General features: G+C 62.8%; 14 protein-coding genes. 7 read left to right on the top strand and 7 right to left on the bottom strand.

Features of this window, described 5'->3' with window-relative positions:
- Positions 1 to 15 precede the first annotated feature (15 nt).
- The 5 genes from FMA36_RS04630 (at position 16) to FMA36_RS04610 (ending at position 6,315) form a co-directional block, all read left to right on the top strand.
- Positions 16 to 1,044, top strand: coding sequence for a MotA/TolQ/ExbB proton channel family protein (locus FMA36_RS04630; protein ID WP_159261174.1), 1,029 nt, complete (start codon positions 16 to 18; stop codon positions 1,042 to 1,044).
- Positions 1,045 to 1,046: 2 nt separating this feature from the next.
- On the top strand, positions 1,047 to 1,469 hold the full coding sequence (locus FMA36_RS04625; protein ID WP_159261172.1) for an ExbD/TolR family protein: 423 nt from the start codon (positions 1,047 to 1,049) through the stop codon (positions 1,467 to 1,469).
- A 54-nt stretch (positions 1,470 to 1,523) separates the two neighbouring features.
- Positions 1,524 to 1,961 (top strand): ExbD/TolR family protein, encoded by a 438-nt coding sequence (locus tag FMA36_RS04620; protein WP_159261171.1) that lies wholly within the window; start codon positions 1,524 to 1,526, stop codon positions 1,959 to 1,961.
- 489 nt (positions 1,962 to 2,450) lie between these two features.
- On the top strand, positions 2,451 to 4,931 hold the full coding sequence (locus FMA36_RS04615; protein WP_159261169.1) for a TonB-dependent receptor: 2,481 nt from the start codon (positions 2,451 to 2,453) through the stop codon (positions 4,929 to 4,931).
- An 85-nt stretch (positions 4,932 to 5,016) separates the two neighbouring features.
- Positions 5,017 to 6,315: a nucleobase:cation symporter-2 family protein gene (locus FMA36_RS04610; RefSeq protein WP_240906477.1), complete on the top strand. Its 1,299-nt coding sequence runs from the start codon at positions 5,017 to 5,019 to the stop codon at positions 6,313 to 6,315.
- A gap of 93 nt (positions 6,316 to 6,408) precedes the next feature.
- On the opposite strand, the gene FMA36_RS04605 is transcribed toward FMA36_RS04610, so the two are convergent.
- From FMA36_RS04605 to xseA, 4 genes are all read right to left on the bottom strand, one after another.
- Complete coding sequence (locus FMA36_RS04605) at positions 6,409 to 7,125, bottom strand: OmpH/Skp family outer membrane protein (protein WP_159263612.1); 717 nt, start codon at positions 7,123 to 7,125, stop codon at positions 6,409 to 6,411.
- A gap of 126 nt (positions 7,126 to 7,251) precedes the next feature.
- Positions 7,252 to 7,659 (bottom strand): helix-turn-helix domain-containing protein, encoded by a 408-nt coding sequence (locus tag FMA36_RS04600; protein WP_159263610.1) that lies wholly within the window; start codon positions 7,657 to 7,659, stop codon positions 7,252 to 7,254.
- A gap of 328 nt (positions 7,660 to 7,987) precedes the next feature.
- Positions 7,988 to 8,359: a BA14K family protein gene (locus FMA36_RS04595; RefSeq protein WP_159261166.1), complete on the bottom strand. Its 372-nt coding sequence runs from the start codon at positions 8,357 to 8,359 to the stop codon at positions 7,988 to 7,990.
- A 20-nt stretch (positions 8,360 to 8,379) separates the two neighbouring features.
- Complete coding sequence (xseA, locus tag FMA36_RS04590) at positions 8,380 to 9,840, bottom strand: exodeoxyribonuclease VII large subunit (RefSeq protein ID WP_159261164.1); 1,461 nt, start codon at positions 9,838 to 9,840, stop codon at positions 8,380 to 8,382.
- A 66-nt stretch (positions 9,841 to 9,906) separates the two neighbouring features.
- Here xseA and purD point away from each other — a divergent pair, with 66 nt between their 5' ends.
- Both purD and FMA36_RS04580 read left to right on the top strand, forming a co-directional pair.
- Positions 9,907 to 11,199 (top strand): phosphoribosylamine--glycine ligase, encoded by a 1,293-nt coding sequence (purD, locus tag FMA36_RS04585; protein WP_159261162.1) that lies wholly within the window; start codon positions 9,907 to 9,909, stop codon positions 11,197 to 11,199.
- 217 nt (positions 11,200 to 11,416) lie between these two features.
- Positions 11,417 to 12,802, top strand: coding sequence for an MFS transporter (locus tag FMA36_RS04580; RefSeq protein ID WP_159261160.1), 1,386 nt, complete (start codon positions 11,417 to 11,419; stop codon positions 12,800 to 12,802).
- Positions 12,803 to 12,897: 95 nt separating this feature from the next.
- On the opposite strand, the gene ybaK is transcribed toward FMA36_RS04580, so the two are convergent.
- Genes ybaK through purF form a run of 3 tightly spaced genes read right to left on the bottom strand, consistent with a single transcriptional unit; the run spans position 12,898 to position 15,625 of the window.
- Positions 12,898 to 13,374 carry a Cys-tRNA(Pro) deacylase gene (gene ybaK, locus FMA36_RS04575; protein WP_159261158.1) on the bottom strand — a complete coding sequence of 159 codons (477 nt, stop codon included), beginning with the start codon at positions 13,372 to 13,374 and terminating at the stop codon, positions 12,898 to 12,900.
- On the bottom strand, positions 13,371 to 14,114 hold the full coding sequence (locus FMA36_RS04570; RefSeq protein ID WP_159261156.1) for an SDR family NAD(P)-dependent oxidoreductase: 744 nt from the start codon (positions 14,112 to 14,114) through the stop codon (positions 13,371 to 13,373). Before FMA36_RS04570 ends, ybaK begins: the two co-directional genes overlap by 4 nt.
- Positions 14,111 to 15,625, bottom strand: coding sequence for an amidophosphoribosyltransferase (gene purF, locus FMA36_RS04565; RefSeq protein ID WP_159261153.1), 1,515 nt, complete (start codon positions 15,623 to 15,625; stop codon positions 14,111 to 14,113). The genes FMA36_RS04570 and purF overlap by 4 nt, the downstream gene beginning before the upstream one ends.
- Positions 15,626 to 15,669 lie beyond the last annotated feature (44 nt).

The following is a 15,669-nucleotide window of genomic DNA, read 5'->3' as shown; positions in this document are numbered from 1 at the left end:
GAGGATTTTGGTTAAATGATCAGACTGCATCGTAAACACACCCTTGTTGCCTCGGCCGCGTTCGCTGCCATGCTGTGTGCTGCCTCGCCGCTTGCGGCGCTGGCGCAGGATGCCGCTCCGGCCGCGAACGATGCGGCCTCGGCTCCGGCGGTTTCCGCTCCGCCCACCGATGGCGCTGGCGCACCCGCAACCCCGGCCCCGGGCGCCGACGCCCCGGCCGCTGACGCCGCACCGGCAGCTCCCGCTCCCGCAGCAGAGGCACCGGCCCCGGCACCTGCTGCTGACGCCGCTCCCCCGGCCGATGCGCCCAAGGCACCCGAGGGCAACCCCTACGGTCTTGGCGCGCTGTGGGCCAACGGTGACTTCATCGCCCGTGGCGTGCTGCTCATCATGGTGTTCATGTCGCTGGGCACCTGGTACATCATGATCACCAAGTTCTTCGAGCAGGCCCGCGTGATGAACGCCGCCAAGCAGGTGATGAGCGATTTCTGGACCAAGGGTTCCATCAAGGAAGGTGCCGCAGCGCTGCCCGCGAACTCCCCGTTCCGCTACATTGCCGATACGGGTGTGAAGGCCGCCGAGCACCACGAAGGCACGATGCAGGAGTCCATCGACCTGCATTCCTGGACCACCATGTCCATCCAGCGTTCGGTTGACGTGATCCAGACCAAGCTGCAGGGCGGCCTTGCCTTCCTCGGCACCGTGGGCTCGACCTCGCCGTTCGTGGGTCTGTTCGGCACCGTCTGGGGTATCTATCATGCCCTGACCGCCATCGGCATCGCGGGCCAGGCTTCGATCGACAAGGTTGCAGGCCCGGTTGGTGAATCGCTGATCATGACTGCCATCGGCCTCGGCACCGCCGTTCCTGCCGTTCTGGGCTACAACCTGCTGGTCCGCCGCAACAAGGGCGCGATCGACAAGGTGCGCAACTTCGCCGCTGACGTGCAGTCGATCCTGATGGGTGGCTACCGCCATGGCGCGGAAATCACCATCCATCCCGACAACTCCCCCACAACCACGACTATCGATAACCGGGTGGCCTGATCATGGGTATGCAAGTTGGAGGTGGCGGCGATGAAGACGAGGTGGTGTCGGCCATCAACACCACACCGCTTGTCGACGTCATGCTGGTGCTGCTGATCATCTTCCTGATCACCATCCCCGTCGCGACACATACCATCAAGGTTAGTCTCCCCATGGATGCTAACCAGCCAACCCGGACGTTGCAGAACAACATCGTCGTGGCGATCACGCCGACCGGGCAGGCCTACTGGAACGAGACGCTGCTCACCAGCTATGCCGACCTGGAATCGCACCTGGAACACGCGGCTGCGGAAACCCCGCAGCCCCAGATCCAGATCCGCGGTGACCAGACGGCAAAATACGAAGGTGTGGGCAAGGTGATCGCAGCCTGCCAGCAGGCCGGCATCGTTCACGTCGATTTCATCACTGAGCAGCCGCACGGCTGATATCCATTCCCGGCCGGGGTTCATGCCCCGGCCACATTGGGGAGAGTAGACACCATGGGCATGAATGTCGGCTCAGACAGCACGACCGAGGACGAAGGTATTGTCGATATCAATACCACGCCCCTGATTGACGTCATGCTGGTGCTGTTGATCATGCTGATCATCACCATCCCGCTCCAGACGCATTCGGTCTCGATCGACCTGCCGCAGGGCAACCCGCCGCCTTCCTCCGCGCCTGACCCGGTTGTGGATACGGTGGCGATCGATTTTGACAACACAATCACCTGGAATGGCGAGCCCGTTGCAGGCGAGGCGGACCTTCAGTCCCGCTTCAAGGATGCGGCGGCCCAGCCGGTCCAGCCCGAGATGCACATCCATCCCGACCGCCTGGCCAGCTACAAGGTCGTGGCGCATGTTCTGGCGGATGCACAGCGTCTTGGCGTGAGCAAGCTGGGGATCATGGGAAGCGATCAGTTCATGGACGCGCAGTAAGCGCTCCGTTTTCACAACGCATCATCATGACTTGAAAAGCGGTCCTTCCCTTGCGGGGAGGGCCGCTTTTTCATGTCTTAGGCATGGATATGAAATGCCGTTTTTTAGGGCATATGGCCCTGACGGCCTGTATCATAAAAAGCACGCAACCCACATTGTTGGGGCCGATCTGGCGACTTTAATTCATATCGAATTAAAAACAGAATTACACAAAATCGTTGGTTTATAGCGGGATAGGCATTATTACCCCTGCTGGGCCCTTCCGGGTTTCCAGATAGATAAACACTCTGTTGCGTTTTTTAAGCTTGGCCTGCCCAAGTGTATTTCATAAGTCAACAGAAAGGCGGAATGTTCAGTTTCCGCAACTATTTCAGCATGACCGATACGGGACGGAAAATGCTGTCAGTGAGGCAGACGGGGATGGCTGCCGCTGAAAACCGTATGGCTGCACGCAATGGCGGGCGCCGGACAGATTTGCCGGGGGAATGAATGAAGACGGGCCGGGATATTTATAACGTCGTGATACGGCAGGTGCGCAACGCGGCAGGACAGGGCGGATTGGCCGGGCTGCGCATGCCAGGGCTGAAAATGCGCCTGCGTGCCGTATCCTGCCTGGTGGGCACGATGTGCCTCGCCACAGGTAACGAGGCATGGGCGCAGGTGGCCACCACGCAGACTGCCCCCCATCGCCACGCACCGGTCCGGCAGGCGGCAGCACCGAAGCAGCGCAGCGCAGCGCCCGCAGGCGTTACGGACACATCGGCACCCGAGCAGATCCGCGTGGCTTCCTCGCGCCAGGAGCATGATGGCGGCGGCGGCATGATGCGCCAGGAAACTGCGCCCCATGCGGTGCAGACCATCGGCAAGCAGTTCATTGAAATGCGCAGCCCCACCAGCACGGCGCTCGACCTGGTCAAGAACCTGCCGAGCATGAACGTGAACTCGCCTGATCCGTCGGGCATGGAAGGCGGCCAGATCCAGACCCGTGGCCTGACCGACCTCGACATGGGGCTGATGCTTGATGGCGCGCCGGCGGAAGCAGCCAAATACCTGAACGAAGATATCGATTCTGAAAACCTCGAGAGTGTCGAGGTAACCCCCGGCAGTTCAGCCACCGACCTGCCCGCCATGTCAGCCGCAGGCGGCGTGATGAATGAGCGCTCGCGCACGGCATCGCACAAATTCGGCGGGATGACCGATTTCTCCTATGGCACGAACAACATGTCGCGCGAGTTCATTCGCCTTGATTCGGGTGATATCGGCAATACCGGCGTGCGCAGCTATTTCTCGTTCTCCAACACGCATTCACGTTCGTGGATGGGTTCGGGCATCAACCAGCGCAAGCATATCGATTTTGGCCTGCAGAAGGACTGGAACAACGGCTCCACCGCCAAGCTGTTCTTGTCGTGGAACTCCGAGGATTTCGTCATCGATGCCTATCCCGATGGTGATGCGTTTGAAAACTACAAGCGCACGGGCGAAGGCTATGGTCGTAACTCCGACCCCACCAGTGACAACTACTGGAAGAACAATAACGACCACTGGAACCAGATCTTTCTGACGGCACCGATCCATGTGGTGCTGCCTGCCAAATTCACGTTCGACCTGCAGTCCTATTTCAGCTTTGGTCAGGGCTGGGATGCCTCACCGGGTAACAATACGGCATATGGCACGAATTATTCTTCCGCCGAAGGTCGTAACTATACGAATTTCTTCTTGGAGAACGAGGCCCGTCAGGTCGGCGTCGTTGCCAAGCTGGGCTATGATGTCGACAGGCACAACCATGTCTCGTTTGGCTACTGGTATGAAAACAACCAGACGATCCAGTCCTATCCGCTAAGCTACACCATGGCCAATGGCTCGACGCCAAGCCCCAACGCAGCCGCGTATCAGAACACCTATTCCAACGAGACCTTTGGCGTATCGGGCGTGAATGCGGGTTACGAACTGCATGCGCTTTTCATTCAGGACACCGCAAAATACTTTAATGACAAGCTGCAGATCCATGCGGGCTTCAAGTTTGTCATGTCCGATGCGTGGGACAAGGGCTGGAATTCGGCTGCCAGCAACTGGACATATGGCAAGAACCTTTCACCCGGTGCGAGCGTGGGCCGCATGGGGGCGAACACGACCGAACCCCTGCCGCAGCTTTCCATCGGTTACACCTTCAACAACCACCACCAGATCTATGTAAATGCCGAGGGTGACTACCGTGAGCCTTCAGCCAACGATCTCGGCTGGCTGACGCCGGGTGGTAACCAGAAGATGCTGAAGAACCAGTATTCCATCAAGGAAGAACTGGGCTACCGGTATCACGACAAATACGTCATGTTTGACCTGTCGCTGTTCAACTACAACGTGACCAATCGTATTCTGAGCACCTATATTGGTGCCAATCAGTTCATGCCGATTGAAGGTGGCAACCAGACCATGCGCGGCTTTGACGCCATGATCGCAAGCCGCCCGATTCATGGGTTCAGCCCTTACGCGTCATTTGAATACCTGCACGCGACGCAGGATTCCAACGTTACGGACCCCACGACTGGCATCACCTATGCCGCCAAGGGGCAGCAGGCCATCATGGCGCCGCGTATCATGGCCAATTTTGGCCTGACGTATAAGTACAAGGGTTTCTTTGCCAACGGGGCGGTGCATTACACCGGCCCGCAGTCGGTCGCACTGGATAACAGCGAGCGCATGCCGGGTTATGTGACCGACACGCTGTCGCTGGGCTATCACTTCAAGCCCTTCATGTATGCCAAGTCGCCGACCTTCAAGCTGAACTTCAGCAACCTGACCGGTTCGATCGTGCGCACGGGTGCGATGGGTGCGATCTATCACGCAGGCACGCAGGGTGGGTATCCGGTTTACTATGGTGCCTCATCGCCACTGGGCCGTTATGCCAATGGCAACTCCTTCATGGTCGAGCCGCGCTTTACCATGACAGGCACCGTATCCACCTCTTTCTGATTTCCCTTACGCCTGCCGGACCCCGCCTTTACCAGAAGGCGGGGTTCTTTTTGTGCAGGCGCGTACCTGCAAGTGGAGAGGGCATGTGACAGCACAGAAAAACCACCCGGTTGATGAAATGCTGCCCATGGGCATGCTGTTTGCCTTCGGGCTGCAACATGCGCTGGTCATGTACGCGGGTACCGTGGCGGTGCCGCTGGTCTTTGCCGCCGCCATGCACCTGTCTGGTCCGCAGACTGTCATGCTGATCAATTGCGGGCTGATGACATCGGGCATCGCTACGATCATACAGAGTGTGGGGGTATGGAAATTCGGCTCGCGTCTGCCCATCGTGCAGGGGTCATCCTTCGCCATGCTGGCGTCGATGCTGCTCATCGGGCAGATCTATGGCGTGCGCTCTGTATTTGGCGCGGTGATTGGCGCGGGGCTGGCCATGGTGGTGCTGGCGCCGTTCATGGCGCGACTCATGCGCTTTTTTCCGCCCGTGGTCATTGGCTGCCTCATCATTATCATCGGGCTTACGCTCATTCCCGTGGCGGGGCGGTGGATTGGGGGCGGCACGCCCGGTGCGCCGGAGTTTGGCAGTGTGGCCAATCTTGTGCTTGCCTTCGCCACCATTGTCATCACGGTGGGCGTGCAGGCATGGGGCCGGGGGTTCTGGTCCAATATCAGCGTGCTGGTGGGGCTGGTGGCGGGCAGCGTGATCGCGGCGCTATGCGGCATGGGGCATTACGGCATGGTGATTGATGCGCCGTGGTTTGCCGTCAGCACGCCCTTCGCCTTTGGCCTGCCCGAGTTCCACGCCATGCCGGTCTTCATCATGCTGCTGAGCATGGTCATTATCGTGGCGGAAACAACTGGCAACTGCCTGGCCATTGGCCGCGTGGTGGACCTGCCGGTGAACGACGTCACCATTGCAGGCGCGCTGCGGGCCGATGGCCTGTCGACCATGCTGGGCGGGGCGTTCAACAGCTTTCCCTATAATGCCTTTACCCAGAATACCGGGCTGATCGCCATGACCGACATCCGCAGCCGCTTTGTGGTGGCGGCGGCAGGCGTGGTCATGATCGGGCTGGGGCTGTTCCCCAAGCTTGGCGCGTTGATTGCCGCCCTGCCAGCGCCCGTGCTGGGGGGGTGTGGGCTGGTCATGTTCGGCATGACCACGGTGGGCGGCATACGCGAACTGTTGCATGTGCGCTTTGAGGGCACGCGCAATGGGCTGATTGCTGCCGTCTCGCTCGGGCTGGGGCTGTTGCCCATGGCCTGCCCGGACCTGTTCACCCACATGAACGCTCTGGCGCGGCTGCTGCTGGGCAACGGGGTGCTGCTGTGCATCCTGTCCGGCGTGACGCTCAACCTGCTGGTGGGGCAGGGCCGTAACTAACTGCTAATAAATTAAAAAAATGCCGCCTTTTGAAAAAAAAGGCGGCACCCTGAAATTTTTATTGTCAGGGGCGGCAGGCGCGGCCCTTGGGTGTTATTCGCCGCCGTTATCAGCAGGCTGGAACGGCATGACAGGGTATTTGCCGCTCTTGGCAATTTCCTCAGGGTCTTCCGTGGGGCCCGGCAGGTACACGGTGGGCAGCACCTGGTTGAGGTAGGTCACGACCTGATCGCTGATATCGAGGCTGTTGTCATGCAGGGCAGCGGTGCCGGCCTGCAGCACCATGTTCATGCCACGGGCTGCGGCAATGGCGCTGACAACCTGCTGCATTTCGCGTTGCACCTGGTTCAGGGCGACCTGCGCGTCTTCTTCAAGGATGCGGTTGCGGTTGCCGAACTTGGTGCGGTCGGCCATCACGCGCTTCTGCAGCTCCTGCTGCTGCTCGGGCGTGGGGGCCTTGCCCGCCTTGATGATGGACTGGCGCAGCGCCTGCAACTGCGTATCCTCGGCGCGCACGTCCTTGACCAGCGCTTCACGGCGGCTGCCCAGTTCGGTCTGCAGCTTCTGCACGGCAGTGGACTGCGCCATGATCTGCTGGGTGTTGAAGATGCCGATAACAGGCGCCGCAGGCTTGTTGCCAGCAGGCAGGGGCTTGAATTCCGGCACGGGCGGCATGGGCAGAATGGGGTTCTGCTGCTGGCCACCTGCGTCCTGCGCCATGGCAAGGGCCGGGGTCAGGGCAATAGCCAGCCCACAAAGCGCGCCACGCAGGCGGGCGTGTCCGGTCGGGGCCATAATGCTGCTCCGCATACCTGTCATTATCCGATCCATTATTGTTCCGCTATCGTGGTTTCTGCGTAGCGGATCGTATGGCGAAAGAACATCCCCGCACAGGCAAAAAAAGCGCCTTTGGCACGAAATGGCGGATCGATGCCCCTATAGCCGCCAGATCAGGGGCGTATGCGACAGGAAAATGAGGCACAGCCCGCCAAGGAACAGCACCCTGAAGCCCCGGTTGGCTCCTTTCTCCAGCAATTCATCGCGCGTGACGATCTGCATGAAGGAATCGGCCAGCCTGGCGCGTGCGTCATCTGGCAGGGCGGCCAGCCTGCCGCGCCATTCGGTGCGCTGGCGGGCCTGCTCGGTGTGGGAGATATTGGCTCGGCGGTACAGGCCATCAACGTATTCATCAAGGTCTTCGATGCGGAACATTGCCTTGCGGCCATGACGCATGGCGGCATGCGGGCCTGCCCCCACCAGCCTCAGGCTGCGGAGCCTGCGGGGCGTGATACCGACATATTCCGCCGCCTCGCGCATGGAGAGCATGCGCTTGAGGGGGAACATGTGGACCGTCGCCTGTTGCTCACCTATGGGACCGGACGAGGGGGGCAGGGTCATGATGCCCTTGAAACTCGACCATCCCTTCCGGCCAAGTCAATGGGAATATGGCGTGGGCCTGCCCATCCTGAGTATATGACCCATGCAGCGTGCTTCTATGGGCTGGTACTGTGTGGCTGCCTGAACAGTCAGGCCCGATAATACCCTGAAATGATGAAAGTTTCTGGTGAAGTTTTTTCAAAAAACTTCGAAAGAATGCCATCTTTTTGAAAAAAAACGGGCATCCGGAAAATTTTATTATTTCTTATCAATGGTTTGTTGTTCAAACAAGTCCTTAACGGCAGACCCGGCGGCTGCCATCGGCTGCGATGTAGGTGCCGGTCTGGGCATCGAAGCAGGCATTGGCCGCGCAACTGCTGGCGGTGGGCGTGACCTCGGGGTGGATTGTAGCCCCGATGGCATTGGCCTCCCGCGCAGCGTGGCCACAGAGCGGCGTATCGGCAGGGGCGGAAGGGTCGTTGGTCAGGATGGTGCCCGCAGGCGGTGCGCCTTCCTCGCCCGTCAGGCCGGGGGCAAAGTCCTGTGGCGGGATACGGCCGGGCGTAGCCGCAGGCCGGGCCGCCACATGGGGGGCGGGTGCGTGATGCGTGCACGCGCCAAGGAGCAGGGCTGCCAGTGTTGCGCAGAATCGTGAGCGTAAGATCATGTGAGGTGCCCGTATATGCATTACAGATCCAGCCGCCCCTGCAGGCCGGGGGGTGCTTCAAGGGGGCGGGCCGCGACCTTGCCATCGGCAAAGGTCATGATCACCTCGGGCACGGCGCGGGCCTGCGCCGCCTGTGCCAGTGGTCGGCCCGCGCGGTCGGTCACCAGCACGTAGCCCCGCTCCAGCACCGCCTGCGGCGAGAGGGATTCAAGCTGGCCTGCGGCCCCCGCCAGCACGCTTTTGCTGGCCCGCAGATGCGACACCAGCACGGCGGGCGGCACGCGCAGGCGGCCAAGGGTGGCCGCGCGGCGGTGCAGCATGCTGGCCATGGCCTGCTGGCTTGCGGTGCCCACGCGGTCGAGTGCTGCGCGGCGCAGGGCCAGGATCATCTGCGGGGCGGGTAGCCGGTCGGAGGCTGCCTGCACGCGGTCACGCAGGCGGCTCAGGCGGGCAGGCAGGGCAAGGTCAAGGCGGTAGGCGCGGTCATCAAGCCTGCGGCGGGCGTTTTCCACCACGGCAGGCAGGTCGGGCAGGCTCGCCGCGGCCCGGTCCAGCCGGGCGCGGGCAAGCTGCAGGCCACGTTCCAGCCCGCTGCGCAGCCGGGCGGCACGCTGGGCCAGGCCGGCCTCAAGCTCGGCACGTACCGGCACGGCCATCTCGGCGGCGGCCGTAGGCGTGGGGGCGCGGCGGTCGGACACGAAGTCGATCAGCGTGGTATCGGTCTCGTGCCCCACGGCGGAAATGACCGGAATGCGGCACGCGGCCACGGCGCGCAGCACATCTTCATCATTGAAGGCCATCAGGTCTTCCAGCGAGCCGCCGCCACGCGCCACGATCAGCACGTCGGGGCGGGGCACGCCGCTTTGGGGGCCAATCGCATCAAAACCCGCAATGGCATGGGCAATGCGTTCAGCCGCGCCCTCGCCCTGCACCGGCACCGGCCAGACCAGAACCGGCAGGGGAAAGCGCCGGGCAATGGTGGTGCGGATATCATGCAGCACGGCACCCTGCGCCGATGTCACGACCCCGATCAGGCGCGGCAGGAAGGGCAGGGAACGCTTGCGCTCGGCATCAAACAGTCCCTCCTGCGCCAGACGCAGGCGCAGGCGTTCAATCCGGGCCAGCAGTGCGCCTTCGCCCGCATATTCCAGCCGGTCGATCACCATCTGGTATGACGAGCGCTCGCCATAGGATGAAATCTTGCCTGTGGCGATGACTTCCACCCCGTTTTCCGGCTTCAGCCCCAGCCGCGATACCGTGCCGCGCCACACCACCGAGGAGAGCTTGCCCCCTTCATCCTTGAGCGAAAAATACAGGTGGCCCGAAGGGTAGCGCTTGAATTCGGTAATTTCGCCGCGCACGCGGATGCGACCGAACGTGCCCTCGAGCACGCGGCGGATGGCGCCTGAAATCTCGGCCACCGAAAATTCAGGCGTATTGCCGCCCATGGCGCGGCCGGAGTCGGGAAACTGTTCAACCATCCGCACAAGGTATGATAGAGACGGCCACCCCGAAAGGGCAGAGATGAAAAACGGGAGAAACAAGTGATGCGGGTGCTGCTGGTTGGATCAGGCGGACGGGAACATGCCATGGCCGCTGCCATTGCGCGCTCGCCGCGACTTGAGGCCCTGTTCATTGCGCCGGGCAACCCCGGCACCGCAGCGCTGGGCACGAACTGCGCCATCAAGGCCGATGACGTTGCCGGCCTGATTGCCCTGGCGCGGCGCGAGCGCATCGACCTTGTGGTGCCCGGCCCCGAAGCCCCGCTGGTGGCGGGCCTGGCCGATGCCTGCCACAAGGCAGGTATCGCATGCGCAGGCCCCACCCAGGCCGCAGCCGCCCTTGAGGGCAGCAAGACCTTCACCAAGGAAGTGTGTGACGCGGCAGGCATTCCCACCGCGCGGTGGGAACGTTTTGATGCGGCCGCACCCGCGCTGGACTATGTGCGCCGCCACGGTGCCCCCGTGGTGGTCAAGGCGGACGGGCTGGCAGCGGGCAAGGGCGTGGTCGTGGCCCAGAGCACTGCCGAGGCCGAACAGGCCATTACCGACATGATGACCGATGGCACGCTGGGCCAGGCGGGCCACAGCGTGGTGATCGAGGATTGTCTTGTGGGCGACGAGGTCTCGCTGTTCGCCTTCTGCGCGGGCGAGACGGCAGTGCTGATCGGCGCGGCACAGGACCACAAGCGCATTGGCGATAATGACACCGGCCCCAATACCGGCGGCATGGGCGCGGTTTCGCCGCCCACCGGCTTTGGCCGCGCGGAGCAGGAAGCAGCCCTTGATGTGCTGGTGCGCCCCATGCTGCGCGAGATGGCCCGGCGCGGCACGCCGTTCACCGGCATCATCTTTGCCGGGCTGATGCTCACGAATGATGGCCCGCAGCTGATTGAATACAACGTCCGCTTTGGCGACCCGGAAGCCGAGGCCCTGCTGATCCGGCTGGAAAGCGACCTGCTCACCGCTCTTGCCGCCGTGGCGAAGGGTGACCTTGCGGGCGCGGATATCCGTTTTTCCGGCCAGTCCTCCATCAGCGTCATCATGGCGGCGAAGGGCTACCCCGGCAGGCCGGTGACGGGGGGCGTGATCCGTAACCTCGCGGCGGCGGAAGCCTTGCCGGGCGTGCATGTGTTCCAGGCGGGTACGAAGCGCGATGACGCGGGCGAGATCGTGGCTGCTGGCGGTCGCGTGCTGGCCGTGTGCGCCACGGGCGACACGCTGGCCCAGGCCCGCAGTCGTGCCTATGAGGCCGTTGCGCTGATTGACTGGCCCGATGGCATCTACCGCCACGATATTGGCCAGCGTGCGCTCGCGGCGCAGGAAAAGATTGGCAAATAATAAAAGTTTTTGGGTGCCACCTTTTTTCGGAAAAGGGGGCACCTTTCGAAGCTTTTTGAAAAAAGCTTCACCAAAAACTTCTTTATGATTTGCATGGTGTTAGGGTGAGTGGCTTTTTCAGGCTGCCTTGTGTCCCCGAAGGATTGATAGGCAGGGCCGTCCCCGATATCGTTTACATAACAGAACATTTTTTCCTTCCGCCCGAAAAGCCCCTGCCATGCCCCCCCAACCAAAACCTGTCCTGACCGAAGGCGAAGGCCTGCACGGCGCAGCCCGCGTGCGTGCCGTGACTGCCATCGCCCTTGCGGTGCTGCTGGCCCTGCTGGATTACGCCATCGCCAACGTGGCGCTACCCACCATTGCGGCCGATATTCATGTCTCGCCCGCCTCATCGGTCTGGATCGTCAATGCCTACCAGCTTGCCAGCGTGGTCTCGCTGCTGCCCATGGCGGCGCTGGGCACGCGCATCGGCTTTGCAAGGCTGTGCCAGATCGGGCTGGCGCTGCTGACCGTGGCCTCGCTGTTCTGCGCCATGTCGCACTCATTGCTCATGCTCTCGCTGGCGCGCGCGGTGCAGGGTGTGGGCGGTGCGTGCATCATGAGTGTCAGCATCGCGCTGATCCGCTTCATCTATCCGCATGCCATCATCGGGCGCGGCATTGCGCTTAACGGGGTGATGGTGGCTCTTGGCGTGGGCGGCGGCCCGACCGTGGCGTCGATCATCCTGTCATTTGCCACGTGGCCGTGGCTGTTCCTCATCAACATTCCGCTCGGACTGACAGCCCTTGTGCTGGCACTGGTGTCGCTGCCGCGCACGCCGCTCAGTCCCGGCTCGTTCGATGGCATGAGCGCGGTGCTGAACGTGGTGGCCTTTGGTGCGCTGATCATGGCCGGTGATTCCGTGGCCCATCACGCAGGGGCGGCTCAGGTGGGGGCCCTGCTGCTGGCCGGCATTGCGGCGGGCGTGCTGCTGGTACGCCGCCAGCGCGGGCAGACGCACCCCATGTTCCCCATCGACATGCTGCGCATTCCCGCTTTCCGCATCGGCACGCTGGTGGGGTTCGTGGCTTTTGTCGCCTCCAACCTGTTCATGATCTCGTTTCCGTTCACGCTGCAGTCGATGCTTCATTACCCCCCTGCCACGGTGGGCCTGCTCATGACACCCTGGCCGGTGGGCATCATGGCGGTCTCGCCGCTCATCAGCCGCCTGAGCGACAGGGTGCCTGCGGCCATCCTGTCCTCGGTGGGGCTGTTCATGACATCGATGGGGTTTCTTGCGCTGTATCTGCTGCCGCCTGATCCGGGCTGGTTCAACATTGCCTGGCGCATCACGCTGGCCGGCATGGGGTTTGGTATTTTCCAGCCGCCCAATAACCGGGTGATGATGGTGACCGCGCCCCCAGGGCGCTCGGGCGGGGCCTCGGGCATGGTGCAGATTGCACGCCAGTGCGGGCAGGCCACCGGGGCCATGTGCGTGGCCATGGCCTTTGGGCTGCTGGCGCATGACGCGGAACGCAGTTGCCTGGGTTTTGGTGCGATCGTGGCCATGATTGGCGTGCTGTGCAGCGCCAGCCGCCTGATCTGGCGGCCTGCAACCAAATGATGAAAAGATAAAAGTCTCTGGGTGTCGCCTTTTTTCAAAAAAACGGCGTTTCCTTGAAGCTTTTTGAAAAAAGCTTCACCAAAAACTTTTGCTTGTTACGCCAGCAGGTCGGCGGTCAGAGCGTTGGTTACGGCAATGGCATCGGCTGCCGAAAGGCGCACCAGATAGCCGCGCTTGCCGCCGTTGATGATGACATAGGGCTGCGCCAGCGCCTCACGCGCAAGGGCGGTGCGCACGCGCTTGCGCTGGCCAAACGGGCTGATGCCGCCTACGCGGAAGCCCGTGCTGCGCTCGGCGTTGGCGGGCGGCATCATTTCAGCCGATTTGCCGCCAAAGGCCGCCGCCACCTTTTTCATGCTCAGGCTGGCCGCTACCGGCACCACCACGCAGGCGGGTTTGCCATCAACGAGCACCATCAGCGTCTTGAACACGTGCTCCGGGTTCTCGCCTATGGCGGCGGCGGCGTGGTTGCCTGTCTGGCCTGCGGTGGGGTCGTATTCATATTCCACCACCTCGAAGGCGATGCCTGCCTTTTGCAGGGCGGCAGCGCCCGGCGTTGCCTTGGTGCTCATGCCACGGGCTCCTGCAGGTTGACCGTTATATACTCGCCTTGCGGCTGGGGGCCGCGCTGGCACAGCCTTACGATATGGGGCGCAATGTCGTGGGGTCCGGGCAGGCTGGCCATGTCGAGCGCGGGCATGGCCAGCCTGCGCAGGCGGGTGGCGACGGGGCCGGGTTCAAACAGGTTGATGCGCAGCGGGCTGCCTGCGGGCAGTTCACGCACCCATGTATGCACAATGGCCTCCTGTGCCGCGCGTGTTGCCGCCACCAGCCCCCAGAAGGGCGCGGGCTGGCGGGCATGTCGGTCGGTCAGGAACACGGCGCGGCCTGCAGGCGCACGCTCGAGCAGGGGGGCAAGCGTGCGGATCAGCCGCCATGTGGTGAGCGGGCCAGTCTGCAGCGCGCGCTCCCAGTCACGGGGCTGCAGGTGCGCCAGTGGCGAGAGCATGCCCAGCGTGCCCGCGCAGTGCACCAGGCAGTCAAGCCGCCCGAAGCTGGCCGCGATGGAAGGGCCAAGCGTGTCGAGCTTTTCGCCATCGGTCAGGTCAAGCGGCAGCAGGGTGGCGTTGTGGCCCGTGTGCTGGTGGATCTTGTCATCCGCCTGTTCCAGCCCGCCCTGCGTGCGCGCGGTCAGGATGCAGCGCATGCCCGCCTGTGCCAGCGCAATGGCCACGGCCTGCCCGATGCCCCGGCTGGCCCCGGTCACGAGCGCCACCGGGGCATCGGTCATGGTGGCGGGGTTGGTCGTCATGCAGGTTCGGGGTGGTGTTCGGCCTCGTAATCCACCAGTTCGATCGGGTAGTCGCCGGTAAAGCAGGCATCGCAGTAGCGGTTGGCCGCACTCTTGCGGTCCTTGTAGCCCAGCGCGCGGTACAGCCCGTCAAACGAGATGAAGGCGAGGCTGTCCACGCCGATCAGCTTGGCCATTTCCTCAACATTGTGCTGGGCGGCAAGCAGCTGGCTGCGCTCGGGCGTGTCGATGCCATAGAAGCACGAATGCGTGGTGGGCGGCGAGGAGATGCGCATGTGCACCTCCTTGGCTCCGGCTGCGCGCACCATGTCCACGATCTTGCGTGAGGTGGTGCCGCGTACGATGGAGTCATCGACCAGCACCACGCGCTTGCCATCAAGCACCGGGCGGTTGGTGGAATGCTTCATCTTGACGCCGAGGTTGCGGATCTGGTCGGTTGGCTCGATGAAGGTGCGGCCCACGTAATGGTTGCGGATGATGCCGAGTTCGAAGGGAATGCCGCTCTCGGCGGCAAAGCCCATGGCCGAGGGCACGCCGGAATCGGGCACCGGCACGATCACGTCGGCCTCGACAGCACTTTCACGCGCCAGTTCCACGCCGATCTGCTTGCGGGTGTCATACACCGCGCGGCCATCCATGACCGAATCGGGGCGGGCGAAATAGATGTATTCGAATACGCAGAAGCGCGACTGCGTGTTGTTGAACGGCCGCACCGAGCGGATGCCCTCGTCATTGATGATGACGATCTCGCCCGGTTCCACATCGCGCACGAACTCCGCACCCACGATGTCGAGCGCGCAGGTCTCGCTGGCCAGCACCCATGCGCCTTCGGTGCCGTCTTCCTCGCGGATGCGGCCCAGAATGAGCGGGCGCACGCCCAGCGGGTCACGCACGCCAATCAGTTCATCACGCGACAGCACGATCAGCGAATACGCGCCAAGCACCTGCTTGAGCGCATCGATCAGCCGGTCAACCACGTTGGAATAGAGCGAGATGGCGATGAGGTGGATGAACACCTCGCTATCGGTGGTGGACTGGAAGATGCAGCCCCGCCGCACCAGCGCCTTGCGCAGGGTCTCGGCATTGGTCAGGTTGCCGTTATGGGCCACGGCCAGGCCGCCGAACTCGAAATCGGCAAAAAGCGGCTGCACGTTGCGGATCAGCGTAGCCCCCGTGGTGGCGTAGCGGTTGTGGCCCACCGCGCACCGGCCGGGCAGGGTGGCCATGACGCGGGCATCGCCAAACACATCGCCCACCAGCCCCAGCCCCTTGTGGGTGTGGAAGCGCTCGCCATCATAGGACACGATGCCGCTGGCTTCCTGCCCGCGATGCTGGAGCGCATGCAGGCCAAGGGCGGTCAGGGCTGAGGCATCCTTGGTGTTCCATACGCCAAAGACGCCGCATTCCTCATGCGGCTTGTCATCATCATGGCGCCACTGGGCGGCGATGTCATCGCGCTCGTGCTGGGTGGGCGGGTTACCGGATGTGGTGTGCTGGCTGGTGCGGGACATGGTGGGCGATCTTTCCTTGACGGACGGGGGCGGCGGGGACCGAC

Origin of the sequence: Komagataeibacter xylinus, assembly GCF_009834365.1 — a bacterium.
Lineage (GTDB): Bacteria > Pseudomonadota > Alphaproteobacteria > Acetobacterales > Acetobacteraceae > Komagataeibacter > Komagataeibacter xylinus_D.
The sequence above is the reverse complement of the archived record's forward strand: the minus strand, read 5'-3'. Positions and strand labels throughout refer to the sequence as shown.

What these genes read in the sequence shown, in the direction of transcription:
- FMA36_RS04630 (WP_159261174.1), top strand. Translation starts at nt 16, where the DNA reads ATGATCAGACTGCATCGTAAACACACCCTTGTTGCCTCGGCCGCGTTC.
- FMA36_RS04625 (WP_159261172.1), top strand. Translation starts at nt 1,047, where the DNA reads ATGGGTATGCAAGTTGGAGGTGGCGGCGATGAAGACGAGGTGGTGTCG.
- FMA36_RS04620 (WP_159261171.1), top strand. Translation starts at nt 1,524, where the DNA reads ATGGGCATGAATGTCGGCTCAGACAGCACGACCGAGGACGAAGGTATT.
- FMA36_RS04615 (WP_159261169.1), top strand. Translation starts at nt 2,451, where the DNA reads ATGAAGACGGGCCGGGATATTTATAACGTCGTGATACGGCAGGTGCGC.
- FMA36_RS04605 (WP_159263612.1), bottom strand. Translation starts at nt 7,125, where the DNA reads ATGCGGAGCAGCATTATGGCCCCGACCGGACACGCCCGCCTGCGTGGC.
- FMA36_RS04600 (WP_159263610.1), bottom strand. Translation starts at nt 7,659, where the DNA reads ATGTTCCCCCTCAAGCGCATGCTCTCCATGCGCGAGGCGGCGGAATAT.
- FMA36_RS04595 (WP_159261166.1), bottom strand. Translation starts at nt 8,359, where the DNA reads ATGATCTTACGCTCACGATTCTGCGCAACACTGGCAGCCCTGCTCCTT.
- xseA (WP_159261164.1), bottom strand. Translation starts at nt 9,840, where the DNA reads ATGGTTGAACAGTTTCCCGACTCCGGCCGCGCCATGGGCGGCAATACG.
- purD (WP_159261162.1), top strand. Translation starts at nt 9,907, where the DNA reads ATGCGGGTGCTGCTGGTTGGATCAGGCGGACGGGAACATGCCATGGCC.
- FMA36_RS04580 (WP_159261160.1), top strand. Translation starts at nt 11,417, where the DNA reads ATGCCCCCCCAACCAAAACCTGTCCTGACCGAAGGCGAAGGCCTGCAC.
- ybaK (WP_159261158.1), bottom strand. Translation starts at nt 13,374, where the DNA reads ATGAGCACCAAGGCAACGCCGGGCGCTGCCGCCCTGCAAAAGGCAGGC.
- FMA36_RS04570 (WP_159261156.1), bottom strand. Translation starts at nt 14,114, where the DNA reads ATGACGACCAACCCCGCCACCATGACCGATGCCCCGGTGGCGCTCGTG.
- purF (WP_159261153.1), bottom strand. Translation starts at nt 15,625, where the DNA reads ATGTCCCGCACCAGCCAGCACACCACATCCGGTAACCCGCCCACCCAG.